This is a genomic window from Methylobacterium sp. C33D (assembly GCF_053345825.1).
The window spans coordinates 166,065-192,265 of the sequence record NZ_JBKFAV010000001.1; the positions used below are offsets into that span (position 1 = coordinate 166,065).

At 72.2% G+C, this 26,201-nt stretch carries 21 protein-coding genes and 1 tRNA gene; 13 read left to right on the top strand and 9 right to left on the bottom strand.

Features of this window, described 5'->3' with window-relative positions; translation table 11 throughout:
- The first annotated feature begins 38 nt into the window (after positions 1–38).
- Together crtD and ACLBXO_RS00890 are read left to right on the top strand one after the other, a co-directional pair.
- Complete coding sequence (gene crtD / locus ACLBXO_RS00885) at positions 39–1,574, top strand: 1-hydroxycarotenoid 3,4-desaturase CrtD (RefSeq protein WP_447684266.1); 1,536 nt, start codon at positions 39–41, stop codon at positions 1,572–1,574.
- Positions 1,571–2,431 carry a carotenoid 1,2-hydratase gene (locus ACLBXO_RS00890; protein ID WP_447684183.1) on the top strand — a complete coding sequence of 287 codons (861 nt, stop codon included), beginning with the start codon at positions 1,571–1,573 and terminating at the stop codon, positions 2,429–2,431. Before crtD ends, ACLBXO_RS00890 begins: the two co-directional genes overlap by 4 nt.
- On the opposite strand, the gene ACLBXO_RS00895 is transcribed toward ACLBXO_RS00890, so the two are convergent.
- Entirely contained in the window at positions 2,391–3,725 is a 1,335-nt protein-coding gene (locus ACLBXO_RS00895; protein ID WP_447684184.1) for a glycosyltransferase family 87 protein, read from the bottom strand. The two genes, ACLBXO_RS00890 and ACLBXO_RS00895, sit on opposite strands and share 41 nt — an antisense overlap.
- A 148-nt stretch (positions 3,726–3,873) precedes the next feature.
- Between ACLBXO_RS00895 and ACLBXO_RS00900 the strand changes: the two genes are divergently transcribed.
- Genes ACLBXO_RS00900 through ACLBXO_RS00935 form a run of 8 tightly spaced genes read left to right on the top strand, consistent with a single transcriptional unit; the run spans position 3,874 to position 15,182 of the window.
- Complete coding sequence (locus ACLBXO_RS00900; protein WP_447684185.1) at positions 3,874–5,124, top strand: glycosyltransferase family protein; 1,251 nt, start codon at positions 3,874–3,876, stop codon at positions 5,122–5,124.
- Positions 5,121–6,401, top strand: a complete 1,281-nt coding sequence (locus ACLBXO_RS00905; protein WP_447684186.1) for a glycosyltransferase family 4 protein — start codon at positions 5,121–5,123, stop codon at positions 6,399–6,401. The genes ACLBXO_RS00900 and ACLBXO_RS00905 overlap by 4 nt, the downstream gene beginning before the upstream one ends.
- Positions 6,389–8,341 (top strand): glycosyltransferase, encoded by a 1,953-nt coding sequence (locus ACLBXO_RS00910; protein ID WP_447684187.1) that lies wholly within the window; start codon positions 6,389–6,391, stop codon positions 8,339–8,341. Before ACLBXO_RS00905 ends, ACLBXO_RS00910 begins: the two co-directional genes overlap by 13 nt.
- Positions 8,338–10,179, top strand: coding sequence for an ABC transporter ATP-binding protein (locus ACLBXO_RS00915; RefSeq protein WP_447684188.1), 1,842 nt, complete (start codon positions 8,338–8,340; stop codon positions 10,177–10,179). The genes ACLBXO_RS00910 and ACLBXO_RS00915 overlap by 4 nt, the downstream gene beginning before the upstream one ends.
- Positions 10,179–11,045 carry a hypothetical protein gene (locus ACLBXO_RS00920; RefSeq protein ID WP_447684189.1) on the top strand — a complete coding sequence of 289 codons (867 nt, stop codon included), beginning with the start codon at positions 10,179–10,181 and terminating at the stop codon, positions 11,043–11,045. Before ACLBXO_RS00915 ends, ACLBXO_RS00920 begins: the two co-directional genes overlap by 1 nt.
- On the top strand, positions 11,042–13,009 hold the full coding sequence (locus ACLBXO_RS00925; protein ID WP_447684190.1) for an ABC transporter substrate-binding protein: 1,968 nt from the start codon (positions 11,042–11,044) through the stop codon (positions 13,007–13,009). Before ACLBXO_RS00920 ends, ACLBXO_RS00925 begins: the two co-directional genes overlap by 4 nt.
- On the top strand, positions 13,006–14,022 hold the full coding sequence (locus ACLBXO_RS00930) for an ABC transporter permease (RefSeq protein ID WP_331317950.1): 1,017 nt from the start codon (positions 13,006–13,008) through the stop codon (positions 14,020–14,022). Before ACLBXO_RS00925 ends, ACLBXO_RS00930 begins: the two co-directional genes overlap by 4 nt.
- Before the next feature lie 11 nt (positions 14,023–14,033).
- Positions 14,034–15,182, top strand: coding sequence for an ABC transporter permease (locus ACLBXO_RS00935; protein WP_331317949.1), 1,149 nt, complete (start codon positions 14,034–14,036; stop codon positions 15,180–15,182).
- A gap of 52 nt (positions 15,183–15,234) precedes the next feature.
- On the opposite strand, the gene ACLBXO_RS00940 is transcribed toward ACLBXO_RS00935, so the two are convergent.
- Complete coding sequence (locus tag ACLBXO_RS00940; protein WP_447684191.1) at positions 15,235–17,400, bottom strand: sensor histidine kinase; 2,166 nt, start codon at positions 17,398–17,400, stop codon at positions 15,235–15,237.
- Between the two features lie 106 nt (positions 17,401–17,506).
- Positions 17,507–17,848 (bottom strand): SelT/SelW/SelH family protein, encoded by a 342-nt coding sequence (locus ACLBXO_RS00945; RefSeq protein ID WP_447684192.1) that lies wholly within the window; start codon positions 17,846–17,848, stop codon positions 17,507–17,509.
- 259 nt (positions 17,849–18,107) lie between these two features.
- On the opposite strand from ACLBXO_RS00945, the gene ACLBXO_RS00950 reads away from it, so the two are divergent.
- Together ACLBXO_RS00950 and ACLBXO_RS00955 are read left to right on the top strand one after the other, a co-directional pair.
- Positions 18,108–18,182: transfer RNA gene (locus ACLBXO_RS00950), tRNA-Val, on the top strand.
- 157 nt (positions 18,183–18,339) lie between these two features.
- Positions 18,340–19,872: an acyl-CoA carboxylase subunit beta gene (locus ACLBXO_RS00955; RefSeq protein WP_020091972.1), complete on the top strand. Its 1,533-nt coding sequence runs from the start codon at positions 18,340–18,342 to the stop codon at positions 19,870–19,872.
- Positions 19,873–19,907: 35 nt separating this feature from the next.
- Here ACLBXO_RS00955 and ACLBXO_RS00960 read toward each other — a convergent pair whose 3' ends face one another.
- The 3 genes from ACLBXO_RS00960 to ACLBXO_RS00970 form a co-directional block, all read right to left on the bottom strand.
- Positions 19,908–20,369 (bottom strand): ABC transporter ATPase, encoded by a 462-nt coding sequence (locus ACLBXO_RS00960; RefSeq protein WP_331317944.1) that lies wholly within the window; start codon positions 20,367–20,369, stop codon positions 19,908–19,910.
- A gap of 76 nt (positions 20,370–20,445) precedes the next feature.
- On the bottom strand, positions 20,446–21,003 hold the full coding sequence (locus ACLBXO_RS00965) for a tellurite resistance TerB family protein (RefSeq protein WP_447684193.1): 558 nt from the start codon (positions 21,001–21,003) through the stop codon (positions 20,446–20,448).
- 200 nt (positions 21,004–21,203) lie between these two features.
- Positions 21,204–22,118 (bottom strand): metallophosphoesterase, encoded by a 915-nt coding sequence (locus ACLBXO_RS00970; RefSeq protein ID WP_331317940.1) that lies wholly within the window; start codon positions 22,116–22,118, stop codon positions 21,204–21,206.
- Positions 22,119–22,303: 185 nt separating this feature from the next.
- On the opposite strand from ACLBXO_RS00970, the gene hemC reads away from it, so the two are divergent.
- Complete coding sequence (gene hemC / locus ACLBXO_RS00975; RefSeq protein ID WP_447684194.1) at positions 22,304–23,227, top strand: hydroxymethylbilane synthase; 924 nt, start codon at positions 22,304–22,306, stop codon at positions 23,225–23,227.
- Between the two features lie 238 nt (positions 23,228–23,465).
- Here hemC and ACLBXO_RS00980 read toward each other — a convergent pair whose 3' ends face one another.
- Genes ACLBXO_RS00980 through ACLBXO_RS00990 form a run of 3 tightly spaced genes read right to left on the bottom strand, consistent with a single transcriptional unit; the run spans position 23,466 to position 26,191 of the window.
- On the bottom strand, positions 23,466–23,594 hold the full coding sequence (locus ACLBXO_RS00980) for a hypothetical protein (protein WP_447684195.1): 129 nt from the start codon (positions 23,592–23,594) through the stop codon (positions 23,466–23,468).
- Positions 23,595–23,616: 22 nt separating this feature from the next.
- A complete protein-coding gene (locus ACLBXO_RS00985) occupies positions 23,617–24,687 on the bottom strand; it encodes a phytoene/squalene synthase family protein (protein ID WP_447684196.1) in 1,071 nt (356 codons plus the stop codon).
- Complete coding sequence (locus ACLBXO_RS00990; RefSeq protein WP_447684197.1) at positions 24,668–26,191, bottom strand: phytoene desaturase; 1,524 nt, start codon at positions 26,189–26,191, stop codon at positions 24,668–24,670. Before ACLBXO_RS00990 ends, ACLBXO_RS00985 begins: the two co-directional genes overlap by 20 nt.
- Between the last annotated feature and the right edge of the window lie 10 nt (positions 26,192–26,201).

The following is a 26,201-nucleotide window of genomic DNA, read 5'->3' on the forward strand; positions in this document are numbered from 1 at the left end:
GGGAGATCAATCCCGTGGCGGGGGAGTTCGGAGCGGCCGTGGCGCAGGAGCGCGTCGTCGTGATCGGTGCCGGGATCGGTGGCCTCGCCGCCGCCCTGCGGCTCGCCCATGCCGGTTTCGACACCACCGTCCTCGAGCGCGCGCGGGCTCCCGGCGGGAAGATGCGCGCCGTCCCGGTCGGGGAACGCGCCGTCGAAGCTGGCCCGACCGTCTTCACGATGCGCTGGGTGTTCGAGGAGCTGTTCGCGGAGTGCGACGCGGAGCTCGGAGATCGGGTTGCCCTCGCGCCGGCGCGGCTCCTGGCGCGCCACGCCTGGAGCTTGGACGAGCGTCTCGACCTCTTCGCGGATATCGATGCGTCGGCGGACGCGATCGCGGCCTTCGCGGGAGGGCGCGAGGCGGACGGATACCGGCGCTTCTGCGCCCGCTCGGCCGAGGTCTACCGCACCCTCGAAGGACCCTTCATCCGCGAGGGAAGGACGGGCCCGGCCGGCCTCGCGCAGCGGGTCGGGCTGTCGGGCCTCGGCGATCTCTGGCGGATCCAGCCGTTCACGACCCTCTGGTCGGCCCTCGGCGCGTATTTCCGCGACCCGCGGCTCCTGCAGCTGTTCGGCCGCTACGCCACCTATTGCGGCGCCTCGCCCTTCACCGCCCCGGCGACGCTGATGCTCGTCGCCCACGTCGAGCAGGCCGGCGTCTGGACCGTCGCGGGCGGGCTCAGCGGGCTCGCGCGGGCGGTGGCCGATCTGGCCGCGGAGCGCGGCGCGACCTTCCGCTACGGCGCGGAGGTCGCGCGGATCCTCACGGACGGCGGCCGCGCGACCGGTGTGCGCCTGACCGACGGCGAGACGGTGCGCGCCGATCACGTCGTCTGCAACGCGGACTGCGCAGCCCTCGGTGCGGGCCTGCTCGGGCCCGAGGCCGCCACGGCCGGCGAGCGGCTCGCGCCCGGCGAGCGCTCGCTCTCCGCCGTGACGATCTGCGCTGAGGCGGTGCCGGCGGGTTTCCCGCTTGCGCACCACACGGTGTTCTTCTCGCGCGACTACCGGGCCGAGTTCGACGCGCTCCTGCGCGCCCGTCGCCTGCCCGACGATCCCACCGTCTACGTCTGTGCCCAGGACCGGGACGCGGCGGGTGCCGCGCCGCAAGGCGCGGAACGTCTGCTCCTGCTCGTCAACGCTCCGGCGGATGGCCGGGAGCGACCGCTCACGCCGTCGGAGACCGAGAGATGCGCGAGGACCTTGATCCGCCGGCTGGAGGCCTGCGGCCTCACCCTGGAGTTCACGTCGTCGGCGGTCACGACGACGCCGCGGGACTTCGACGGGCTCTTCCCCGGGACGGGGGGAGCCCTCTACGGACGGGCGGCGCAGGGCTGGGCGACGACCTTCAAGCGCGCGGGCGCGCGGACGGCGCTTCCGGGCCTCTATCTCGCGGGGGGCTCGATCCATCCAGGCCCGGGCGTGCCGATGGCGGCGCAGTCGGGGCGGCTGGCAGCGGCAGCGATCCTGGACGACCGCGATTCGATGGCGCGGTCGCGCGGGGCGGCTACGCGTGGTGGTACGTCGATGCGGTGAGCGATGACGGCCGGCAGGGCCTCACGATCATCGCCTTCATCGGCAGCGTGTTCTCGCCCTACTACGCCTGGAGCGCCGAGAAGGACCCCTTCGCCCACTGCGCCATGAACGTGGTGCTCTACGGCGACCGCGGCCGCTTCGCCATGACCGAGCGACGCGCCGCGAGCCTGTCGCGGAGCGCCGACCACATCGCCGTGGGCCCGAGCGCCATGCACTGGGACGGCACGGCGCTGACGGTGCGGATCGACGAGCGCGGAGCTCCCCTGCCCCGCAGGATCCGCGGCACGGTGCGCCTCGAGCCGCGCGGGTTCACGGCGGGCCCGTTCCATCTCGACCGGGCCGGCCGCCATCGCTGGTGGCCGATGTCGCCGTCCTCGCGGGTCGAGGTCGCGTTCGACCCGCCGGACCTCCGCTGGAGCGGCAGCGGCTACTTCGACACCAACGACGGTGACGAACCGCTGGAGGCCGCGTTCTCGCGGTGGACGTGGTGCCGGGCCGACCTGCCGGACGGCGCGGCGATCCTGTACGACGTCCATCACCGCGACGGCGGCGGCCAGAACCTGTCGCTCCGGTTCTCCGCCGACGGCAGCCGTCGCGAGATCCGGCCGCCGCCCGGCGCCGCGCTTCCGGCGACGCGTTTCTGGCGGATGCCGCGCGAGACCCGCAGCGACGGCGGCCGGTCGCGGGTGCTCGCGACCTACGAGGACACGCCGTTCTACGCCCGCTCGCTGCTCGCCTCGACGCTCGGCGGCGAGCCCGTGCGTGCCATGCACGAGAGCCTGTCGCTCGACCGCTTCCGCAACCCGATGGTGCGGCTCATGCTGCCCTTCCGCATCCCGCGGCCACTGGTTCCGTGAGAGCCGGGGCGTCGATGCTGCCCGAACCGGATCGCTGCCGGTCCGGATAGGCATGCGACGGCCGCACCCGTCGGGCGATGCAGGCGAACGTCGCGAGGCTCAGCACGAGGCCGAGGGGAAAGCCCCCGAGCCCCGCCGCCTCGCGGACCACCGCGAAGAGCGGAACCGCGCAGATCAGGGCCCGCTCGTGGGACCGCAATCCGCCCGCCCGGTGCGCCGCGAGCGCCAGCAACAAGGTGGCCGGTACGAGGGGCGCGAGGTCGTAGACAGGGAGGTAGGGCGACAGCAGCGGCGCGGAGACGACGAGCGCGGCCGCGCGCAGCGTCGGGTCCGTGGGCCGGCACCAGGCGCGGCCGGCGAGGCCGAGCGCCAGCGCGGCGACGATCCCCTGCGCCGTCCAGGCGGCCACCATCGAGCCGCCGAGCAGGCGCACCGCGCCGAACGCGCTGGCATTGAGATCGAGACCCGCCGCCGCGTTCTGGAGGATGATCCGATTCGTGTCGCCGAGCGTGCCGAGGAAGCCGATCCAGGGCGCCGTCCCGAACAGCGCGAGCGATCCGAGGCACAGGGCCAGCACCGTCGACGCGCAGGCGGCCAGACAGTCTCGCCGTCCCGTCACCAGCAGGAGCAGGGGGGCCAGCGCCGCGAAGTGCGGCTTGTAGGCCAGCAGTCCGAAGCACAGCCCGGCGAGCCGCGGGCGGCGATCGACGAGCACCGCGCCCAGGGTCAGCAGCGACGCGGTGAACAGGCCGTTCTGACCGTAGGCGAGGTTGCAGAGCACCAGCGGGTGCGCCAGCGCGACGAGGGTCGCGTCCCACCGGCCGGCCGCGACCCGCATCGCGAGCGCGAACACGGTCAGCGAGAGCGCTGTCCAGAGCAGGTAGGCCGCCTGCAGGTCCAGCTGCCCCACGGCGGCGGCCGGCAAGAGGAACACGGGGGGATAGTGCCAGGCGAATCGGCATTCCTGCCCGCACGCCGCCTTCAGGTTCGCCAGATGGACCGGGAGGTCGTAGGGGTCCTGCGCGCGCCCCTCCAGCGCCGAACGGCCCGCCACCCAGACTGGCACGAAGTCGTTGCCGAGGGGGTCGCCGTACCGGTTGTGCCGCGGCTCCGGACCGGTCCCGTAGACCAGGAGCACCATCGCGAGTCCGAACGGGACCAGCACCCAGGCCGCCCGCTTGCCGAAGGCGAACAGACGGGTATCGCTGCTCAGGAGGGTCGCGAGATCCGACCAGAGCGCGGCGGCGCGCGCTGTCGGTGAGCCCGGCGCGCGGGTCTGGAGGGGCGCAGGCATGACGGAGGAGTTCCGCGTCCGGATTCCGCGGCAGCCTAGGCGCGCGGGGTTCCGGGCCCGTTAACGGAGGTGTTTGCGGCCCGGCCCGGCTTGTGCAAGAGGGCGGCGGCTGCGATCCTCGCGCCGTCAAACCGGGGCGATCACATCGATGCGACTGGACGAGGCGTCATCGGCCCCGCGCGTCCTGATCTACAGCCACGATACCTTCGGGCTCGGGCATCTGCGCCGCTCGCGGGCGATCGCCAACGCGATCGTGGCGTGCAATCGGGGCGCCCGGGCGATGATCGTCTCAGGCTCGCCGGTGGTCGACCGCTTCGCCTTCGCGCCGGGCGTCCGGACGGTCCGGCTGCCGCCGGTGACCAAGTTCGCCGACGGCGGCTATGCCAGCCTGGACGGCGCGACACCGCTGGCGCGCACCGTCGAGCAGCGCGCCGCGATCATCGCCCAGGCCTGCGCCGCGTTCCACCCCGACCTGATCATCGTCGACAAGGAGCCGGCGGGCTTCCACGGCGAGCTGCTGCCGGTGCTGGAGCAGGCCGCCGCCCGCGACATCCGCCTCGTCCTGGGCCTGCGCGACGTCCTCGACGATGCCGACCGGCTCGTCCCCGAATGGGAGCGCAAGGGCGCGGCCGAGACGATGGCGCGGTTCTACGACGAGATCTGGGTTTACGGCCTGAGCCGTATCCACGAGCCCCTGGCGGCGCTGCCGATGGACCCCGAGATGGCAGCCCGCATCGACGGGCGCCTGATCTACACCGGTTATCTCCGCCGGGATCTCCCAGAGCGGCGCGCCGGCCGCGAGGAGCCCCCGATCGCCGCCGGTCCCTTCATCCTGGTGACGCCCGGGGGCGGCGGCGACGGGGCCGCCCTCATCGACTGGGTGATCGCCGCCTACGAGGCCGATTCCGCGATCCCGCTGCCCGCGCTCATCGCCTTCGGCCCCTTCCTCGATGCCGCGACCCGGGACGCGTTCGCGGCGCGCATCCGCCGCCTCGCCGGCCGGATCGCGGCCATCACCTTCGACAGCGAGATCGAGTTCCTGATGCGCAAGGCCGCCGGCGTCGTTGCCATGGGGGGCTACAACACCTTCTGCGAGATCCTGTCGTTCGACCGTCGGGCGATCCTCGTGCCTCGGACCGAGCCGCGGCGGGAGCAGGCGATCCGGGCGCTCGCGGCCGAGCGGCTCGGCCTGACGCGGGTGCTCATGGAGGCGGATGGCCGGGCGCCCGCGCGCATGGCGGCGGCGCTCCGTGACCTGCCGGGACAGGACCCGCCGTCGCGGGTGCTCGTGCCCGGTCTGCTCGACGGCCTCGACGCGGTCGCGCGCCGCGTCCGGGCGCTGACCGCCCGGGGCAGCGTGGACGCCGCCGCCCGCCCTTACCTGCAGGCCTATTCGTGAGCGCCAAGCGCGTCGCCGTGGTGCTGAAGGGCTATCCGCGGCTGTCCGAGACCTTCATCGCGCAGGAGTTGCTGGCCCTGGAGCGGTGCGGCCTCGACCTGGAGATCTGGTCGCTCCGGCGCCCGACCGACCGGGCGCGGCATCCGATGCACGCGCAGATCCGCGCGGCGGCCGCCTACCTGCCCGAATACCTGCGCGACGCGCCGCTGCGGGTGCTCCTCGGGCTGGGCGCCGCGCTCGGGCGGCCGAAGCTGCCCGCGCTCCTGGCGCTGTTCGCCCGCGATCTCCGGCGCGACCCGACCGCGTCGCGGCTGCGGCGCCTCGGGCAGGCCCTGGTCCTCGCCCGCGAATTGCCGGTCGAGGTCGCCCATATCCACGTGCATTTCCTGCACACCCCCGCCAGCGTCGCCCGCTACGCCGCGCTCCTGACCGGGCGTCGGTGGAGCTTCTCGGCGCATGCCAAAGACATCTGGACGACCCCCGACTGGGAGCTGGCCGAGAAGCTGCGCGACGCCGAATGGGGCGTCACCTGCACCCGCGACGGGCTCGCTCGCCTGCAGGTCCTCGCGCCGGGCCGGACCCAGCTCGCCTATCACGGCCTGGATCTCGCGCGCTTTCCCAGCCCGCCGCCGCTGCGCGAGCCGCACGACGGGACGGATCCGGACCGGCCCCTCCGACTCCTCTGCGTCGGTCGGCTCGTCGCCAAGAAGGGGCACGACGATCTCATCGACGCCCTCGCTGCCCTGCCCGCGGACTTGCACTGGCGACTCGACCTGATCGGCGGCGGCGAACTGCGCGCGGCCCTGGAGTCGCGGGCCGGCGCCGCCGGCCTGGCGGAGCGGGTCCGCTTCCGCGGCGCCCTGGCGCAGCCGGCGGTGATCGAGGCCATGCGCGCGGCCGACCTCTTCGTCCTTCCGACGAAGCCCGCCCCCGGCGGCGACCGCGACGGCCTCCCGAACGTGCTGATGGAGGCCGCGAGCCAGGCGCTGCCGATCCTGGCGACGGCCTTCGCCGGCACGCCGGAATTCATCAGCGCCGGTATTCACGGCGTCCTGGTCCCGCCCGGCGATCCCGTGGCGCTCGCCGAGGCGCTCACCCGTCTGGCGGGCGATCCGGACGATCGTCGGCGGCTCGGCACGGCGGCCCTGGCCCGACTCGTGCAGGACTTCTCCGAGGAAGCGGCGGTCGCGCTGATCGCCGGCCGGCTGCGCGCCTCCGCGGGTCTGCCGCAGGGCACGCCCGCCCATCGACCGGAGCTGTCCGCGTGCGCGTCCTGATCGCGGTCACGCATCTGCTCGGGGCGGGGCATCTCACCCGCGCGGCCGCCATCGCCCGCGCCTTCGCGGCGGCCGGCCACGAGACGATGCTGATCTCGGGCGGTGTCCCGGCACCGATGGTCCGCCCGGGCGGCCTGCGCCTCGTGCAACTGCCGCCGCTCCGGATCGCCGGCACGGACTTCTCGACGCTGCTGGACCCCGGCGGACACGTGGCCGGGACGGGCCTGCTCGAGCGGCGCCGCGCTCTCCTGCTCGAGGCTCTCGCAGACTTCGAACCGGACGCGGTCATCACCGAGCTGTTCCCGTTCGGCCGGCGCGCCCTGGCGCCCGAATTCCTCGCCCTGGTGGAGACCGCCCGCGCCCGGCGGCCGCGACCGCTCGTCCTCGCCTCCGTGCGCGACGTCCTCGTGGCCTCTTCGAAGCCGCAGCGCATCGCCGAGTCGCACGCGCGGGTGGCGGACCTCTACGACGCCGTGCTGGTGCACGGCGATCCCGCCCTCATCCCCCTCGAGGTCTCGTGGCCCCTCGACGCGGCGACCGCCGCAGCGGTCCGCTACACCGGCTACGTGGACGAGGGCGCCGTACCCGCGCCAGCCGAGCGCCGCTCGGGCGTGGTGGTCGCTGCCGGATCCGGACCGGCCGGGCTGGTCCTTCTGCGCGCGGCCGCCGGGGCGGCCCGCCTGCGGCCGGATCTCGGCTGGCGGATCCTGGCCGGCCACGGCGTGCCCGAGGCCGCGCTGTCCGATATCGGCGGAGGGCTCGCGCCCGACATCCTCGGGCGCGCCCGGCCGGACTATCGCGCGCTCCTGGCCGGCGCCGCCCTCTCGGTCAGCCAGTGCGGCTACAACACGGCCGTCGATCTGCTCACCACCGGAACACCGGCCGTCCTCGTGCCCTTCGAAGCCGGCGGCGAGACCGAGCAGCGCATGCGCGCCGAGCACCTCGCCGCGCGGGGGCTGGCGCGGGTGCTCCCGGAATCGGAGCTGACGCCCGAGACCCTGGTGCGCGCCATCGAGGCGCCGGGCGCCGTCCCCGCGCCCGGCACTCATGGCATCGATCTCGACGGGGCCGCGCGCACGGTCGCGCAGGTCGAAGCTCTGCACGCAGGCGCACTCTCGCGCCGCGGCCGAACCCTGTCAGCCGATCCGGTCTTCGACGCGGTCCACCGTGCCCTCGACGCCGTCGCGGCGCGGGGCCTGCGCGTACCGCTGTTCTGGCGCGACGACGACGCGGTCGCGGGCGGCCCGGAACTCGACCGGCTCCTCGGTCTCATCGACCGGCACCGCGTCCCGCTCCTCCTCGCCACGATCCCGGCGGGTATCGAGGCCTCGCTCCCGCGACGACTCGAGTCGGCCGTCGGCGTATCGGTCGCCGTCCACGGCCTCGCTCATCACGACCACGCCCCGCCGGGCGAGAAGCGGGCGGAGTTCGGCGCGCATCGCCCGCTCGACACGCTGATCGCCGACGCCGCTGCCGGCCTGCGAATCGCCCGACAGCGGCTGCCGGCGGCGTCGCTGCTGCCGGTCTTCGTGCCGCCGTGGAACCGCATCGTGCCCGATCTCGCCGCCGCCCTGCCGGATCTCGGCTATCGCGGCCTCTCGGCCGTGCCGGGGCCGGCCGTCCCCGGTCTGCGCCGCCTCGACGCCACCCTCGACCCGATCGATTGGCGGGGCACCCGATCCCTGCGCGATCCGCGAGCTCTGCTGCGCGGCCTCGCCGCCGACATCATCCGCGCGCCGGAGAGGCCCGTCGGCCTGCTGACCCACCACCGCGTCCACGACGAGGCCGTCTGGGGCTTCGTCGACGCGCTGGTGACGAGCCTCCTGCGGCATCCGGCGGTACAGGTCGTGGATCTTCCGGAGCACTTCGGCGCGCCCGCGATGGACATGGGGCCGACGCTGTCTAAGTCTCAGGTCTCACAGATCGCGAGGACGGGTTGAGCCCGCTATTGTCCATCCGCGACCTCGCGGTCGCATTCCGCACGGAGAGCGGTCCGTTCGAGGCGTTGCACAGCCTGTCCCTCGACGTCCACCGTGGCCGCACCCTCGCCCTGGTCGGCGAATCAGGCTCGGGCAAGTCGGTGACCGCCCAGGCGATCCTACGGATCCTGCCCCCCGCTGCCGCCATAACCCGCGGCGAGATTCTGTTCCGCGACGGCGAGACCGAGACCGACATCGCGCGGCTCCCGTCCGAGGGGGAGGCGATGCGGGCCATCCGCGGCCAGCGCATCGCCATGATCTTCCAGGAGCCGATGACCTGCCTGTCACCGCTCCACACGGTGGGCGACCAGATCGGGGAGGCGCTGCGGATCCATACCGGGGCGGACCGCAAGGAGGCCGATGCCCGGACCGAGGAGGCGCTGGCCCGTGTCGGCTTCCCCGACCCGCACCGCGCCCTGCGGACCTACCCGTTCGAGCTGTCCGGCGGCCTGCGCCAGCGCGCCATGATCGCGATGGCGCTGATCCTGAGACCCGCGCTCCTCGTCGCCGACGAGCCGACCACCGCCCTCGACGTCACCACCCAGGCCCAGATCCTCGCCCTGCTGGCCCGGCTCCAGGAGGAGACCGGCATGGCGATCCTGCTGATCACCCACGACCTCGGCGTGGTCGCCAACATCGCCCACGACGTGGCCGTCCTCTACCGCGGCCGCCTCGTCGAGGCCGGCCCGCGCGACACGGTGATGCGCGCGCCGGGCCACGCCTATCTCCGCGCGCTCCTCCACGCGGTCCCGCGCTTCGACATGGCGCCCGGCGAGAGGCTGACGCCGATCCGCCCGGCCAAAGCCGAGATCCCGCCCGGCCAGGCTCCCGCGCCCCTGGCCGGGCCGATCCTCCGCGTGGAGGGGGTGAGCAAGAGCTTCACGCTGCGGGCCGGCCGGCTGTGGCAGAAGCCGCGGATCGTCCACGCCGTGTCCGACGTCTCCCTGAGCCTCGCGGCCGGCCAGACGCTGGGCCTCGTCGGCGAGTCCGGGTCGGGCAAGACCACGGTCTCGAAGATGATCATGCGGGCGCTCCGGCCCGATTCCGGGCGGATCCTGTTCGACGACGGCGGCGGCCCGCGGGACGTGCACGGCCTGAGCGGCGACGCCCTCTTCGCCTATCGCCGCACGGTCCAGTTCGTGTTCCAGGACCCCTACGCGTCCCTCGATCCGCGCATGACCGTCCGGCAGATCCTGTCGGAGCCGATGGAGATCCACGGCGTGCCGGCTGCTGAGCGACGGGAGCGATGCCGCGCCTTGATGGCCATGGTCGGCCTGGAGCCCGGCGGTCTCGGCCGCTACCCGCACGCCTTCTCGGGCGGGCAGCGGCAGCGCATCGGCATCGCCCGGGCCCTCGCCCCGAAGCCGCGGTTGCTGGTGCTCGACGAGCCGGTCTCGGCGCTCGACGTCTCGGTCCAGGCGCAGATCCTGAACCTGCTCAAGGATCTCCAGGCCGCCCTGGGCCTCTCCTACCTCATCGTTTCCCACAATCTGGCAGTGATCGACTACATGGCGGACACCATCAGCGTGATGTGCCGGGGCCGTATCGTCGAGGAGGCGCCCCGCGCGGCGCTGTTCCGCCGGCCCGTCCATCCCTACACGCGGGCGCTGCTCGCCGCCGTGCCCGATCCGAGCCTGGACCATCCCCTGGACTTCGCGGCCGTCGCCTCCGAACGCAACGACCCGACCCGCTGGGAGGAGCCCTTCCGCCTCGCGCCCGACGAGGCCGGGGCGATGCGCCCGGTCGAGACCGGCCACCGGGTGCGCTTCGGCTCGGCCCACAGGGCGGAGGCCGCGTGATGCAGGACCGGCCGCCCGTCATGCTGGAGCGCCTGCGCCGGAAGGTGCTGTCGCCGTTCTTCGACCGCCTGGGCTACGACCTCGTCCCGGCCGCCCCCGACTGGACCCACCGGCCGACCTCGCCGCGCGAGGTGGCGACCCTGCTCGAATCGGCCGCCGCCATCCTGGAGCGCGACCTCGCCGCCGCCGGCCTCGTCCCCGACGGCGACGTGCTGGAGCAGGTCCAGGCGTTCTGGGGGCTGATCCCGACCGCGCCCGTCCGGCAGCGGCGCGGAGGCAGCGGCTTCAACGGCGCGCTGCAGCTCTACGTGGCCGTGCGGGCACTGAAACCCGACTTCGTGATCGAATCGGGCGTGTTCCGCGGGCTCACCACCTGGGTGATCCGGCAGGCCCGCCCGCAGGCGCAGATCTTCTGCCACGATCCGGACCTGTCGGGGCTCCAGTACCGCGACCGGCAGGCGCGCTACAGCACCGCGGACTGGTCGACCGCGGACTGGTCCACGCTGGACCCGGCGCGGACGGTGGCGTTCTTCGACGACCACGTCGCCCAGGGCCGGCGGGTCGTGGAGGCGCGGGCCCGCGGGCTGACCCGGCTGCTGTTCGACGACGACGCGGCCGGGCACCGGATCCACGCCCACGGCGGCCCCGCGCATCCGACCATCGCGATGATCACCGGCCCCGAGCGCAGCCCGGAGCCGATCCGCTGGACCCGGAACGGCCGCCACTTCGAGCAGCCCGCCGACGACGCCCTGGTGCGTCAGGCCGCCGGGCTGATCGTCCGGTCCCACGCCTTCGACGACTTGCATCGGGCGACCGGCTACTCGCCCGCGCGGCTCACCTCCGTGACGTTGCGGGGCAGCTCATGAAGGCCTGGGACATCCCGGACGGCACCCCGTCCGCCCTCTCGCTGCGGAGCGGGAACGACAGCACCGTGTCCCGCCGTGCCCTCCTCGCCGGGCTCGGCGCCGCGGCGATCTGGGCGCGCGCGCCGATTCGGGCCTTCGCCGACACCCCGCCGAGCGACGCGCCCGGGCCGCCGACCACCCCCTCCGTGGCCGACCTCGCCGCCCGCGGACGCCGGATCGGCAGCGCGGGCGGCACGATCCGGACCCTGATCGCCAAGGCACGGGACGTCCGCTACCTGTCGGTCTACGGCTACACCCGCCTCGTCGGCTACGATGCCGACCTGAATCTGCGGCCCGATGTGCTGGAGCGCGTCGACGTCCAGGGCGGGCGCTTCACTTTCACGCTCCGCCAGGGCCACCGCTGGTCGGACGGGCACCCGTTCACCGCGGAGGATTTCCGCTACTACTGGGAGGATGTGGCCAACGAGAAGGCGCTGAGCCCCGACGGGCCGCCGGCCTTCTTCCGGGTCGACGGCAAGCTTCCGACGGTCGAATTCCTCGATCCGGTCACCGTCCGCTACAGCTGGGACCGGCCGAATCCGATGTTCCTGCCGGCCCTGGCGGCGCCGCGCGACCCGCTGATCTACCGGCCGTCGCACTACCTGAAGCCCTATCACGCCCGCTACGTCGGCAAGGATGCGGCCGACGCGAAGGCCAAGGCGCTCAAGCTCCGCAGCTGGGCGGCCCTGCACAATCGCCTCGACGACAATTACGAGCTGAACAATCCGGACTGCCCGACCCTGCAGGGCTGGGTGCCGCGGACCCGCTCGCCGGCCACCCGATTCCGGTTCGAGCGCAACCGCAGCTACCACCGGGTCGACACGGCCGGCACGCAGCTCCCCTACGTCGACGCCATCGTGATGGACGTGGCCTCGCAGGGCCTCCTGGTCGCCAAGACCAATGCCGGCGAGGCCGACCTGATGTTCCGCGGCCTGATGATGCCCGACATCCCGAGCCTGAAGGAGGGTGAGGCGGCGCATCGCTATCGCACCAACCTGTGGCCCGTGGCCCGCGGCTCGGAGATCGCGCTCTACCCGAACCTCACCACGACGGATCCGGCGTGGCGGCAGCTCAATCGCGACGTGCGGTACCGGCACGCCCTGTCGCTCGCCGTCGATCGGCGAACGCTGAACAACACGCTCCTGTTCGGCCTGGGCACCGAGGGCAACGACACGATCGTGCCGGAGAGCGCGCTGTTCGAGCCCGAGATGCGGACCCTCAACGCCGCCTACGATCCGGCCCAGGCCGCCAAGCTTCTGGACGAGATCGGGCTGACGGCCCGCGACGGGGCCGGCACGCGGCTGCTCCCGGGCGGTCGCGCCCTGGAGCTCGTGGTGGAGAGCGACGGCGAGGCCGAGATGGTCCTCGACGCGCTGCTGCTCATCACGGAGTTCTGGCGCGAGGTCGGGATCCGCCTGATCACCAAGCCGCAGGAGCGCACGAACCTGCACCGGCGCTCCATCGCCGGCGTGACCGTGATGGTCGCCGCCCAGGGCCTCGATCTCGCTGTCCCGACCGCGATCATGCCGCCGACCGAGCTCAGCCCGGCCCAGCCGGAGCACTATTCCTGGCCGCTGTGGAGCATGAACGTCGAGAGCCGCGGGAAGAGCGGCGAGCCCTGCGACGTCCCGGAGGTCCAGCGCCTCATCGCCCTCGACCGGGAGTGGCGCGACACCGCTGATGCCGGCCGGCAGGCCGCGATCTGGCGGGAGATGCTGATGAACCACGCGCGCAACACCTGGGTGATCGGCACGGTGGCGGGCGCGCTCCAGCCGGTGGTCGGCGCCGATCGCCTGATCAACCTCCCGAAGCGCGCCCTCTATTCCTGGGAGCCCACCGCGATGATCGGCGTGCAGCGCCTCGACGAGCTTTTCTGGGACACGGGCGCCGATGCCGGGGCCGACAAGCGCGCGGAGGCCCGGTGATCGCCCAGATCCTCCGCCGCATCGTCACCATGGCGGTGACGCTGCTGGTCATCTCGGCGCTCGTCTTCGTGATCATCAAGCTGCCGCCGGGCGACTACCTGACCAACCGGATCATGGAGCTGCGGGCCACCGGCGACGCGAGTTCCGTGGCGAAGGCCGAGCTGCTCATCAAGCAGTACGGCCTCGACCGGCCGGTCTGGCAGCAGTACCTGATGTGGATCGGCGTGTTGCCGGGTTCGGTCGGGTTCTCCGGGCTGCTCCAGGGCGACTGGGGCTGGTCGTTCGAGTACGACAAGCCGGTGGCGGACGTCGTCGGCGACGCCCTGTGGCTGACCCTGCTGATCAACCTGACGGCGGTGGTGTTCGTCCACCTCGTGGCGATCCCCGCGGCGATCTACTCGGCCACGCACCGCAACACGCTCGGCGACGCCGTGGTCACCCTGCTGGGATATGTTGGCCTCGCGGTGCCGGGATTCCTGCTCGCCCTGATCCTGCTGTTCTACGCCAATCGGTGGTTCGGGCTGTCGATCGGCGGCCTGTACGATTCGGCTCTCACCAACCAGCCCTGGACCTGGGAGAAGGTGCGCTCGCTGCTGGCGCACCTGATCGTGCCGACGCTGGTGATCGGCCTCGGCGGGACCGCGGCCATGATCCGGCGCATGCGCGCCAACCTGCTCGATGAGCTCGCCAAGCCCTACACGGTCACCGCCCGCGCCAAGGGCCTGCCGCCCCTGCAGGCGCTGCTGAAATACCCGTTCCGGATGTCGCTGAACCCGTTCGTGGCGGATATCGGAAACCTGCTGCCGCACCTCGTCTCGGGATCGGTGCTGGTCTCCCTGGTGCTCAGCCTGCCGACCGTCGGCCCGCTGCTCCTCGACGCCCTGCGCAGCCAGGACCAGTTCATGGCCGGGTTCATCCTGATGTTCGTCGCGGCCCTGACCCTGGTCGGCATGCTGATCTCGGACCTGATCCTGGTCTGGCTCGATCCGCGCATCCGCATGGGCCTGCGATGACCCGCCCCGCGATGACCGACGCGCTCCCCGCATCCGGACACTTCGTCGATCCGGCGCCCTTCGAGCCGGAGGCCCGGGGGGAGAGCCCCGTCGCCACGGCCTCCGCGTGGCGGCTCATCCTGCGCAAGTTCCTGCGCCACCGCTTGGCCGTGGCTTCTGCCCTGATCCTGCTCGCGCTCTACGCGACCGTGCCGTTCGTCGAGCAGCTCGCGCCCTACGGACAGGCCCGCCGGAACGGCGATTTCCTCTACGCGCCGCCGCAGGGCGTTCACCTGTTCCACGAGGGCCGATTCGTCGGACCGTTCGTCTACCCGTACCGCGCCCATCTCGATCTCGACACGTTCCGCCGGGACTACAAGGTCGACGCGTCCGCTCCGCAGCCGCTGCGGTTTCTCTGCCGGGGCGACGGCTACGACTGGCTCGGGCTCGTCCACACGGACCTTCACCTCGTCTGCCCGCCGGACACCGGTACCCTGTTTCTCCTCGGTACCGACAAGCTCGGGCGCGACCTGTTCTCGCGCATGATCTACGGGGCGCGGATCTCGCTCACCATCGGCCTCGTGGGCGTCGCCATCTCGTTCGCGCTCGGGCTCTTCTTCGGCGGCATCGCGGGCTATTTCGGAGGCCTCGTCGACGCCGGGGTCCAACGGCTGATCGAGGTGGTCCGCTCCCTGCCGGAGCTGCCGCTCTGGCTCGCACTGTCGGCGGCGTTGCCGCCGAACTGGAGCCCACTGCTGATCTTCTTCGGCATCACGGTGATCCTCGGGCTGCTGGACTGGCCGGGGCTGGCGCGGGCGGTGCGGGGCAAGCTCCTGGCGCTGCGCGAGGAGGATTTCGTCCAGGCTGCCGAGCTGATGGGCGCCTCGCCCGCACGGGTGATCGGCCGCCACCTGATCCCGAACTTCATGAGCCACCTGATCGCCTCGGCGACTCTGTCGATCCCGACCATGATCCTCGGCGAGACCGCCCTGTCGTTCCTGGGCCTGGGTCTCAGGCCGCCGGTGACCAGCTGGGGCGTGCTGCTCAACGAGGCGCAGAATCTCGCGGCGGTTCAGCTCTACCCCTGGCTGCTCCTGCCGGTCCTGCCCGTGCTGGTGACCGTGCTGGCGTTCAACTTCATGGGCGACGGGCTGCGCGACGCGGCGGATCCGTACCACTGACGGTGGACGCCGCGCCGGGCGGTTCGCACCATGGGCCGCGCGCCGTGCCGGCCTAGCCCGCGAGGGGTAGCGGCGCGATCCGCGTGGGCGCGGCGACGCCCTTGCGCTCGAGGAGGCCCGGGGGCGGGACCGGGGCATCGATCGTGCACACGACGCCGGTCGGCTCGTAGCTCAGCACGACTTCGCCGGCGAGCTCGCGCGCCAGGCTGCGCTCGATCAGGCGCGAGCCGAATCCGGTCCGCGTCGGCTTCTTGACCGGCGGCCCGCCCCGCTCGGACCAGCGGAGCGAGAGTTGCATCTCTTCGAGGCGCCGCACCGTCCAGGAGATCTCGACCGTGCCGCCCTCCGTCGAGAGCGCCCCGTACTTCACCGCGTTCGTGCCGAGCTCGTGCAGGGCCATGGCGATGGACAGCGCGAGCCGCGGCGGCAGCCGTAGGGCCGGTCCCTGAACCTTGAAGCGCGACGCCCGACCGTCGCCGGCCTCCAGCGGCCGGATCGCGTCGGCCACGACGGCTGAGAGTTCCGCACCCTCCCAGCTCTCCCGGGTCAGGACGTCGTGCACCCGTGCCAGGGCGAGGAGGCGCGCCTCGAAGGCGGCGCGCGCCGCATCGGCCTCCGCCCCCTCCAGCCCGCGCAGCGACTGGGCCGCGATCGACTGCACCGTCGCGAGGGTGTTCTTCACCCGGTGGTTCAACTCGTGGATCAGGAGCAGGAGGTGCTCTTCGGCGTTCTTCGTGTCGGTGATGTCGATGTTGCAGCCGGTGTAGCCCAGGAAGTTCTGGGCGTCGTCGAGCCGCGGGACGCCCTCGCACTGGAGCCAGCGCACCGCCCCCGTCCGGTCGATCACCCGCGACTCGGTGCGGAACGGGACCCGGGCCTCGAACGCCTCCGTGAAGGCGGTCCGGAAGCTCTCCAGGTCGTCGGGATGCACGATCTGGTGCCAGCCGTCGTCGTTGAACCGCGCGGCCGGCAATCCGAACAGGTGCTCGAAATGGAGGTTGGCGAAGCTGACCGCGCCGGTCTCGTCGGTCATCCAGATCAGGGCGGGCGCCGAATCGGCCATGTGCCGGAAGCGCGCCTCGGACTCGCTCAGGGCACTGAGGCCGCGCTTGGTCTCGGCCAGCGCCCGGTCGCGCTCCTCCTCGCGGGTGCGCAGCCGCAGCGACGCCTCCGACAGCACGACGCCGAGCCGCTGGATCTCGTGCACCGGCGACGACACGCGCGGGATCGCCTCGCCCCGGGCCAGGGCCGGCCCGGACGCCGCCAGCAAGCGGAGGGGGCGCGAGACCCGCGACCACAGATTCACCGCCAGGAGCGACGAGGTGGCGAGCACCAGAAGGCCGAAGCCCGCGAAGGCCCAGATCCAGCGCCGCACCCGCGCGTCGACGAGGGCCTGCGGGATGCTGGTCGCCACCATCCAGCCGGTGAGCCGCGAGCGCGCCTCGATCACCACCACGGGCTTGTGCTGGCGGTCCTGGCCCTCCCAGACCCCGGGGGTCGACGACTGCACTTGGCGCAGGCTGGCGAGGCGCTGCTTGCCGACGACGGCGTCGGGATCCGGCAGGCGCGCCAGTACGATGCCGGACCTGTCGCTGATTCCCGTCGTCCAACCCGGAACGACCTCGCGCGACAGGATGCCCTGGAGGCGCGACAGCGGGACGGTGAAGCTCAGGATGTAGCCGACTTCCCCGTCGACCATCACCGGTACACCGACCGCGTAGGTGGCCTCGCCCGGCATCGGGCCCGGGACGTAGCCGCTCACCATGGCGCGCTGGGTGCCGCGGGCCAGGTCCTGGTCGAAGGGAAGCGTGACGATCGGCATCGGGGCGCCGCGCGGAACGCCGGTGTTCACCACCTCCTGCCCGTTCGGCCGGCGCAGGAGCACGTCCAGATCGATCGATTCGCGGACGAGGCGCGCCTGGGCGTCGAAGGCCTCGAACTCGCCCTGTCGGATCCGCGGCGAGGTCGCCAGCGTCTGCAGCACCGACACGAGGCCGGCAGTGTCGCGGTCGAGGGACAGGCCGATGCCGCGCACGTTCTCGCGGGCGTCCTGCTCGAACCGCGCCCGCTCGGCCGAGGCGTAGCGCATCAGCAGGATGCCGGTGAACAGCAGGCCCGGACCGATCAGCGCGATCACCAGTGCGACGAGGTAGACCTGGGTGGAGAAGCCGTTCCGCCCGAAGCGGTGAAGCCGCCGCGACAGCCAGGAGCGGCGCACGGGGATCACCGCGGGGACGCCCGCGCCTTCGGCTTGATGGTCCGGACTCAAGCGGGGTCCGTCCCCTGCCCGCGGCGCCCCGCGGGCTCGTCGCCGTTCCCTCGCCTCATGACCGATCGATATGACCGAGATCGCGCGCCGGGTCGAGGTGGTCGCGCACCCGCTGCTTCAGCGCCTTCACATCGGGAAAGCCGCCGTCGCGCACCCGCTCCCACAGGAGCGCGGAGCCCAGCTCGATGCGGAATGTGCCGCCGGTGGCCGGGACCAGGGCGACCTCACCGAGATCGTCGCGGAACGTGGAGAGGAGTTCCTGCGCCATCCAGGCCGCGCGGAGCAGCCAGTTGCACTGCGTGCAGTAGGTGATCGCGACGCGCGGCCGCCCCGGCTCCGCCGCGCCCTCCGCCGTCACGTCGCTGCCGGGCTTCGCGCCCGCTCGCCCCTCGTGCATGCCCGCACAGCGCACCGGGTCGGCGGCCTTGTCAACCTCACGCGTGCACACGATGGCGAGCCTCCCGGTCCGAGAGGGCCGCGCCCGGCCGCGACGCACCGGGATCTCGCAGGGCCAGCGCGCGGTCGCCCGGTCGTCGCCAAACATCTCCGGCCGCGCTTGACGCCGCGGCCTGCCGCGCTCTAGAAGGCCCGCCACCGGGTAGCGACGCCCTCGACGGCGAGCGACGATGGCGTGCGCTCAGGCGGCAAGCCGGTACGGACGGTTAGCACAGCGGTAGTGCGTTCCCTTCACACGGGAAAGGTCGCAGGTTCGATCCCTGCACCGTCCACCATTACTCCCCATCCCCCGAAGGTCTGATCGTGCGGCTCCCCGCGTCGGTTTGCCACCCGAAAAGCGCGTGCTAAGGGCGCTCGATCGGTGAACGCATAAGCTTGGACCCGGCCCGATCCGGGTCGCAGGTCACGGGCAGGGGAAGGGCGGGAACAGCCATGAAGGATATCCTCGACAAGCTCGAAGAGCGGCGGGCGCAGGCCCGGCTCGGCGGCGGTGAGAAGCGCGTCGAGGCCCAGCACAAGCGCGGCAAGCTCACGGCGCGCGAGCGCATCGAACTCCTCCTCGACCACGGGTCGTTCGAGGAGTTCGACATGTTCGTGCAGCACCGCTCCACCGATTTCGGCATGGAGAAGCAGAAGATTCCCGGCGACGGCGTCGTGACCGGCTGGGGCACGATCAACGGCCGCACGGTCTTCCTCTTCTCGAAAGACTTCACGGTGTTCGGCGGCTCCCTCTCGGAGGCGCACGCCCAGAAGATCGTGAAGGTGCAGGACATGGCGCTGAAGATGCGCGCGCCGATCATCGGCATCTTCGACGCCGGCGGCGCGCGCATCCAGGAGGGCGTGGCCGCGCTCGGCGGCTACGGCGAGGTGTTTCGCCGCAATGTCATGGCCTCGGGCGTGATCCCGCAGATCTCGGTGATCATGGGTCCGTGCGCGGGCGGCGACGTCTACTCGCCGGCCATGACCGATTTCATCTTCATGGTGCGCGACACGAGCTACATGTTCGTGACCGGCCCCGACGTGGTGAAGACCGTCACCAACGAGGTCGTGACCGCCGAGGAACTCGGCGGCGCCAAGGTCCACACGACGAAGTCGTCGATCGCCGACGGCTCCTTCGAGAACGACGTCGAGGCGATCCTGCAGATCCGTCGCCTCCTCGACTTCCTGCCGGCCAACAACATCGACGGCGTGCCGGAGCTGGAGAGCTTCGACGACGTCAACCGGATCGACGCGTCCCTCGACACGCTGATCCCCGACAACCCGAACAAGCCCTACGACATGGGCGAGCTGATCCGCCGCGTGGTGGACGAGGGTGACTTCTTCGAGATCCAGTCCGCCTACGCGCGCAACATCATCACCGGCTTCGGCCGGATCGAGGGCCGCACGGTCGGCTTCGTGGCCAACCAGCCGCTGGTGCTCGCGGGCGTGCTCGATTCGGACGCCTCGCGGAAGGCCGCGCGATTCGTGCGCTACTGCGACGCCTTCGGGATCCCGATCGTGACCTTCGTGGACGTGCCGGGCTTCCTGCCGGGTACGGCGCAGGAGTACGGCGGCCTGATCAAGCACGGCGCCAAGCTGCTCTTCGCCTACTCGCAGGCGACGGTGCCGCTGGTCACGATCATCACCCGCAAGGCCTTCGGCGGCGCCTATGACGTCATGGCGTCGAAGCACGTCGGCGCGGACGTGAACTACGCGTGGCCGACGGCGCAGATCGCGGTGATGGGCGCGAAGGGCGCCGTCGAGATCATCTTCCGAAGCGAGATCGGCGATCCGGAGAAGATCGCGGCGCGCACCGGCGAGTACGAGGACCGCTTCCTCTCACCGTTCGTGGCGGCCGAGCGCGGATACATCGACGAGGTGATCATGCCGCACTCGACCCGGCGCCGGATCGCCAAGGCCCTCGGCATGCTCCGCACCAAGAAGATGGAGCAGCCCTGGAAGAAGCACGACAACATCCCGCTCTGAGCGGGCGCGCGGGTCGGCGGCTGCCGCCGCCGGCCTCAGCTGCGGTTGCTGTTCTCGATCACCGCGCACAGCGTCAGAGGGCCCTTGTCGGGCGATACCATCGCCGAACAGGTGACCCGGGCACCGCCGAGGTCGATGTTGCTGTGCCGGAGCTTCGTGGCCGTGGCCTGGGCGCGGTGCGCGGCCTCGGTGATCACGGCGGCATCGATGCCGGTCACCGCGTGACCGGCGTGGCCGAACAGGTCGTAGTATGTGTCGGGAGGGTTGGCGCCGCGAAACTGCGCGCCCACCGAGGACAGGTCCGGCGCGCCGCAAGCCAGCGTCAGGGTCATGTCCGGACCGGCCGTGAAGCTCGCGTAGTCGCTCCGGCGCTCGGACGTCTTGGCCGCCGTCTCGGCCGTGACCTTGTCGACCAGCGCGTCGCACGACTGGGCCCACGCGTTGCCGGAGCCGGCCGAGAGGGCGGTGAAGACGAGGAGAGGCAGAAAGGCGCGCATCTCCGCGAGGTAGCGCTCCAGGCTGGAAATGCGAGCGGCGCGGCGTTCCGGCGCGCCCGACCTCACCCGCTCCGGGTCAGGAGGCGGACTCGCCCCGCTTCTGGACCAGGACAGGGCTTTCGCCGACGAGGAGGCGCCGCTTGAGGCGGGCGATGCCCTCGCGCTGCAACTCGCTGGGCGGCGAGTGCGCGCCGGCCACCTGGGTCAGCATCGCGATCAATTCCCCCCGCTCGGCCGGCGTCAGCGCGTCGCGCAGCAGCGGCGCCAGGGCGTCGGCGGCCTGCGAGAAGGGCAGCCGCGCCTGCGTGTAGCCCCAGGCCCGCTCGAAAGTGGCCGAGATCCGATCCACCTCCAGCGGCGTCTCCATGTATTCGAGGATCCGCGTCTTCTCGCTGGCGGTCAGGGGGCTGCCCGTCCGGACCAGCTGGATCATCAGGATCACCGCCGCCAGGCGCGGGTCGCGGACGCGCTGCAACGGCGTCCCCACGAGGCTCTCGAAGGTCGAGACGGCGCGGCGCTGAAGCCCCTTCGTGTCCCGGTTGACCTCCTGCAGGCCCTTCACGGTCCCGTGCGTCCGCAAGATCCAGAACAGTCCCGCGACGATGATCCCGATGAGGCCGAGCAGGATCGGCATGTGCGTCCCCAGATCGAATCGACGCGGGACGCTCTCACGCACCTCTCGGTGTGTCAAACCGTCATCAATGCCTGCGGATTACCGTCGTGAATCGCGGGATCGGGATCGGCGGCGGGACATCCATTGCGCGCGACCTGGATCTACTTCGCCGACGCGGCGGCCGGCGGCGTTCGTGCGGCGCTTCCTCGACCATCGGATGATCAGCTGGCGGCCGCGTCCGATGTGCCGAGTTCGAGGAGGACGATCTCCGGGGGGACGCCCATCCGGACCGGGATGCGGCTCATCCCGAAGCCGCCCGAGACGATCATGTGGCGGCCGTCCTGGATGACGTGGCCGTAGGAATAATCGTGCCCGCGCACCTTGCGGATGGCGGGCGCGTGGCCGAACAGCCGGACCTGACCACCGTGGGTGTGGCCGGCGAGGGTCAGGGAGACGCGGTCGGGCACCGAGACGAAGATGTCAGGCTCGTGGGCCATCAGGATCACCGGCGCCGAGTCCGTGACCGCCCGCAGCGTTCCGGGCAGGTCGGCGAGGCTGAACGAGCTCCACGCGTTGAAGAACGGCTGCTGGTCACCGAGCCCGGCCAGCCAGAAGGGTCGCCCGTCCTTCGCGAGGCGCACGGCCTGATTCTCCAGCACCGGTATGCCCTGCGCCTCCAGCAGGCGCCGGACCGCCGGAACGCCTCGGCCGGCCCGCTGGACCGCGTGGTCGTCCCACCAGTCGTGGTTGCCGAGGATTGCGTGCGTGCCGAGAGGCGACTTCAGCTCGGTCATCATCCGGGCGAACTGGTCGAGCGGCAGCTTGCGCCACGCGATGCGCCCGGCCGGGTAGTCGCCGAGCAGCAGGACCAGATCGGGCTCGAGTGCGTTGGTGGCCGCCACGATCTCCGCCACCCGGTCGAACGGCATGTACGGCTCGCAGATGTGGAAATCGGCCAGCACCGCCACCCGAAGGCGGAGCGCCGGGTCCCAGCGCGGCAGGGTCGGCGCGTAGGACGTGACCACCAGCCGGTGCAGCGGCTCGACGTCGAAGGCGTAGACGCCCGTCGCGGCGGTGAGACCGGCACCCACGCCGAGCCCGGTCAGGAACTGCCGTCGGCTCGGCATGATCAGCATCGTGATGAGACCTGTTGGTTCTAAAGCCCACCGGCGTCCCGCTAGGCGCGCAGTCCGGCGAAAGCGGGGCGGGACCGGCTTCACGGCGGCGAGACACTGGCCGGAAACCGGTCGGCGGACCGTGGCCTGCCGCCGCGCTCGGTCTATAAGACAGTGTCTCGTCCAGCGAAATGATCCGGAACCAGATGTTGAACCGCCCCCTGCGCATCGGCACCCGCGGCTCTCCGATGGCGCTCGCGCAGACCGGGATGGTGCGCGACCGGATCGTGGCGGCCAATCCGGGCCTCGAGACCGAGCTGGTGGTCGTGACGACCGTGGCCGACAAGATCCTGGATCGGCCCCTGTCGGAGATCGGTGGCAAGGGCCTGTTCACCAAGGAGCTCGAGCAGGCCCTGTTCGCCGGCGAGGTCGACGTCGCCGTGCACTCCATGAAGGACGTGGAGACCTGGCTCCCCGACGGTCTCACCATCGCCTGCATCCTCGCGCGCGACGACCCGCGGGACGCGTTCCTGTCGCCGCACGCCGACGGCTTGGCGGGGCTGCCGGCGGGCGCCCGAGTCGGGACCTCGTCGCTCCGTCGCGGCGCGCAGGTGCTGATGCGGCGGCCCGATCTGCGGGTGGTGCCGCTGCGGGGCAATGCCAATACCCGGATGCGCAAGCTCGAGGCCGGCGAATGCGACGCGACGCTCCTCGCCCTGGCGGGCCTGCAGCGCCTCGGCCTGGAGAGCATGGCGCGCAGCGTCCTGTCGGTCGAGGAGATGCTGCCGGCGGTGGCGCAGGGCGCCCTCGGCATCGAGTGCCGCACGGACGACGCGGTGATCCGCGAGCTCCTGGCGCCCGTCGCCTGCGCGCCGACCGCCATCGCGGTGTCGGCCGAGCGGGCGCTGCTCGCGGAACTCGACGGCTCGTGCCGGACGCCCATCGCCGCGCTCGCGCAGATCGACGGGGACGACCTGCGGATCGACGGGCTGCTGTTCCTGCCCGACGGAAGCCGCCACTGGGCCGCGTCCCGGCAGGGGAGTGTCGCTGAGGCGGAGCGGATCGGCCGCGAGGCTGGCGCGGCGCTCAAGGCGGCGGCCGGCGATACCTATACTCGCCATCTCCAGTGAGTCCCGGCCGATACCGCCCGTGACTGTGGTCGACGTCGTCACGCACGCCGTCACCGTCGGCTCCCCCTGCCTCGCCATGTCCGGAGTGCGAGACCGCGACGCGGAGGCTATGCGGAAGGTCGCTGGGTATCCGGCGGCCGACCGCGCGGTCGCGGTGGATGAGGGCGGCAGCGTCGCAGGCGATCGGCCGGCGGATCCTTCACCAATCGGGGGCTCTCCGCCTCGTCGGCGCGGCGCTTCAATCCGTGTTGCCGTCCCGATCGCGGCGGATGCTGCGGCGGACCGCGATGAGCTGCCAGATCCCGATACCCAGCGCCAGGGCGAAGACGAGGCCGATATCGAAGGCGGCGAACAGCCCGTCACGCACCGGTGAGTCTCCGGCGCGTTGGTCAGGACGGCGCGGAGCGGCCGAACGCCTCGCGCTCGCGCATCCGTTCGATCAGGTCGAGCACGTGCACGACCCGGCCGCCCACGTCCCACCAGGGCCGCAGTGCCGGTCGCTCGCGCGCCGGCAGGAACGGTTCGGCTTTCACCGCCTCGATCAGGAACGCCGTCTCGGCGAGGGGCCCCGTGCCGAGACCGGACGCGTCCGCGGGCGTGCGGATCGCGCGGGCGATCAGGACGAGTTTCCGCCCGGTCGTGACCCGGGCGCGGTGACGGACCGAATCGTAGCCCCGCGCCGCCAAGACCCGGCCGATCTCGGCATAGATCAGTCCCGCCGCTCGGATCGCGGGCCGGCAGCCGCGGGGCAGCACCGCGATCCCGGCCTCGGCGCGGGTGTAGAGGCTGTCGGCCTCGGCGAGGAGACGGGCCACGACGCCGGCCAGCGCCGGGCTCGACCGCGGATCGGCCAGGAACGCGTCCGGATCGAGGCCGGCCTCCCGCATCCAGTCCAGCGGAAGGTAGAGGCGGCCCATCCGCGCGTCCTCGCCGACGTCGCGCGCGATGTTGGTGAGCTGCATCGCCGCGCCGAGGTCGCAGGCCCGGGCCAGCGCGTCGGCATCGCGGGTGCCCATGATCAGGGCCATCATCGCCCCGACCGAGCCCGCCACCCGGGCGGCGTAGGCGTGGAGCGCGCTGAGGTCGGCGTAGCGCCGGCCCTCGGCATCCCACGCGAAGCCCTCGATTAGCGCGCGCGGCAGCGCCTCCGGGATCGCGTGGGCCGCGACGATCGCCGCGAAGGCGCGGTCCGCCGGGGCATCGGCGGGACGGCCGGCATAGGCTTGGGCGATCCGGGCCTCGAGACGCGCCACCGCGCTGCGCCGGTCGGCCGGACTCGCGGCATCGTCGACGAGGTCGTCGGAGAGCCGGCAGAAGGCGTAGAGCCCGTAGGCCGCCTCGCGCATGTCGGCCGGAAGAAGCTGGCCGGCCGCGAAGAAGCTCTTCGAGCCGGCCCGGATCGCCACCCGGCAGGTGGTGCGGTCGGCCGCGGCGGCGAATTCAGGCGGTAACGCGGGCATCGGGGACCACGCTGTCGAGGATGCGGGCGGAGGAGAGCACCCCCGGGAGGCCCGCACCCGGATGCGTGCCGGCCCCGACGAGGTAGAGATTGCGGATCGCGTTCGACCGGTTGTGCGGACGGAACCAGGCCGATTGCGTCAGCACCGGCTCCAGGCCGAACCCCGATCCCCGATAGCTCAGGAAGTCGTCCTGGAAATCCAGCGGCGTCGTCACCTTCGAGGTCACGAGGTCTTCCGTCAGGCCGGGCATCACGCTCGCTTCCAGCATGGCGGCGATCCGGCGCCGATACGGTTCGGCGAGGGACTGCCAATCCTGGCCGCCGGCGAGGTTGGGAACCGGGGCCAGCACGTAGAAGGCGTCGCAACCCGGCGGGGCCAGGCTCGGATCGGTCGCGGTCGGCCGGTGCAGGTACAGGCTCGCGTCCTCGGCCAGCACCTTGCGGTCGAAGATGTCGGCGAGCAGGCCGCGGTATCGGGGCCCGAGCAGGATCGTGTGGTGATCCACCGCCGGGTAGCGCCGCTTTGTGCCGAAGTACCAGACGAACAGCCCCATCGAGGAGCGCGCGCGCTGGAGGCGCCGCGCGCTCCAGCGCTGCGCCTCCGGCAGCAGGCGCGCGTGCGTCACGGCCGAGTCGGCGTTGGACACCACGAGGTCGGCCGCGATCGTCTCGCCGCTCGTCAGGTCGACGCCCGTGGCCGTCCCCCCCTCCACGCGGATTCGCGCGACCTCGACGCCGAGGCGCAGGCGGCCGCCCTGCGACCGGACCAATCGCACCAGCCCGTCGACCAGCTGACCCGTGCCGCCCATCGCGAAGTGGACCCCCCAGCGCCGCTCGAGGTCGGCGATCAGGCAGTAGATGGCGCTGGCCCGGAACGGGTTGCCGCCGATCAGCAGCGGGTGGAAGCTGAACACGGTGCGCAGCCGCTCGTCGCGGATGAAGCGGGACACCACGTCGTGCACCGAGCGGTGTCCCGAGAGGCGCACCAGGTCGGGCGCGATCTTCAGCATCGCGCCGACGCTGCCGAACGGCACGTGACCGAGCTGCTCGAAGCCGATCCGGCACACGGCGCGGCTGTGCGCCATGAAGCGCTCGTAGCCCGCGACGTCGTCCGGCGCGAAGCGCGCCACCTCGGCGCGCATGCGGTCGAGGTCGCCGCTGTAGGCGAAGGACGAACCGTCGGCGAAGCGGATCCGGTAGAACGGATCCATCGGCACCAGCGTCACGTCGTCGGCGAGCCTGCGGCCGGCCAGCTGCCAGAGTTCCTCGAAGAGTTGCGGCGCCGTGACGATGGTCGGCCCGGCATCGAAGGTGAAGCCGTCCTGCCGGTGGACGCGGGCCCGTCCCCCGGGCTGCGCGAGTCGCTCCAGCACGGTGACCCGATAGCCGCGCGCGCCCAGCCGGACCGCCGCGGCGAGGCCGCCGAAGCCCGAGCCGACCACGACGGCGTGCGGGCGCCGATCGATCTCTTGCGCAACCCGGTGGTCGACCGCGAGTGTCAGCATTAGTTGACAC

Excerpts from the sequence above, each read along its gene's own strand:
- ACLBXO_RS00895 (WP_447684184.1), bottom strand. The coding sequence starts at position 3,725 with ATGCCTGCGCCCCTCCAGACCCGCGCGCCGGGCTCACCGACAGCGCGC.
- ACLBXO_RS00900 (WP_447684185.1), top strand. The coding sequence starts at position 3,874 with ATGCGACTGGACGAGGCGTCATCGGCCCCGCGCGTCCTGATCTACAGC.
- ACLBXO_RS00920 (WP_447684189.1), top strand. The coding sequence starts at position 10,179 with ATGCAGGACCGGCCGCCCGTCATGCTGGAGCGCCTGCGCCGGAAGGTG.
- ACLBXO_RS00925 (WP_447684190.1), top strand. The coding sequence starts at position 11,042 with ATGAAGGCCTGGGACATCCCGGACGGCACCCCGTCCGCCCTCTCGCTG.
- ACLBXO_RS00935 (WP_331317949.1), top strand. The coding sequence starts at position 14,034 with ATGACCGACGCGCTCCCCGCATCCGGACACTTCGTCGATCCGGCGCCC.
- ACLBXO_RS00945 (WP_447684192.1), bottom strand. The coding sequence starts at position 17,848 with ATGCACGAGGGGCGAGCGGGCGCGAAGCCCGGCAGCGACGTGACGGCG.
- ACLBXO_RS00955 (WP_020091972.1), top strand. The coding sequence starts at position 18,340 with ATGAAGGATATCCTCGACAAGCTCGAAGAGCGGCGGGCGCAGGCCCGG.
- ACLBXO_RS00960 (WP_331317944.1), bottom strand. The coding sequence starts at position 20,369 with ATGCGCGCCTTTCTGCCTCTCCTCGTCTTCACCGCCCTCTCGGCCGGC.
- ACLBXO_RS00965 (WP_447684193.1), bottom strand. The coding sequence starts at position 21,003 with ATGCCGATCCTGCTCGGCCTCATCGGGATCATCGTCGCGGGACTGTTC.
- ACLBXO_RS00970 (WP_331317940.1), bottom strand. The coding sequence starts at position 22,118 with ATGCTGATCATGCCGAGCCGACGGCAGTTCCTGACCGGGCTCGGCGTG.
- hemC (WP_447684194.1), top strand. The coding sequence starts at position 22,304 with ATGTTGAACCGCCCCCTGCGCATCGGCACCCGCGGCTCTCCGATGGCG.
- ACLBXO_RS00985 (WP_447684196.1), bottom strand. The coding sequence starts at position 24,687 with ATGCCCGCGTTACCGCCTGAATTCGCCGCCGCGGCCGACCGCACCACC.
- ACLBXO_RS00990 (WP_447684197.1), bottom strand. The coding sequence starts at position 26,191 with ATGCTGACACTCGCGGTCGACCACCGGGTTGCGCAAGAGATCGATCGG.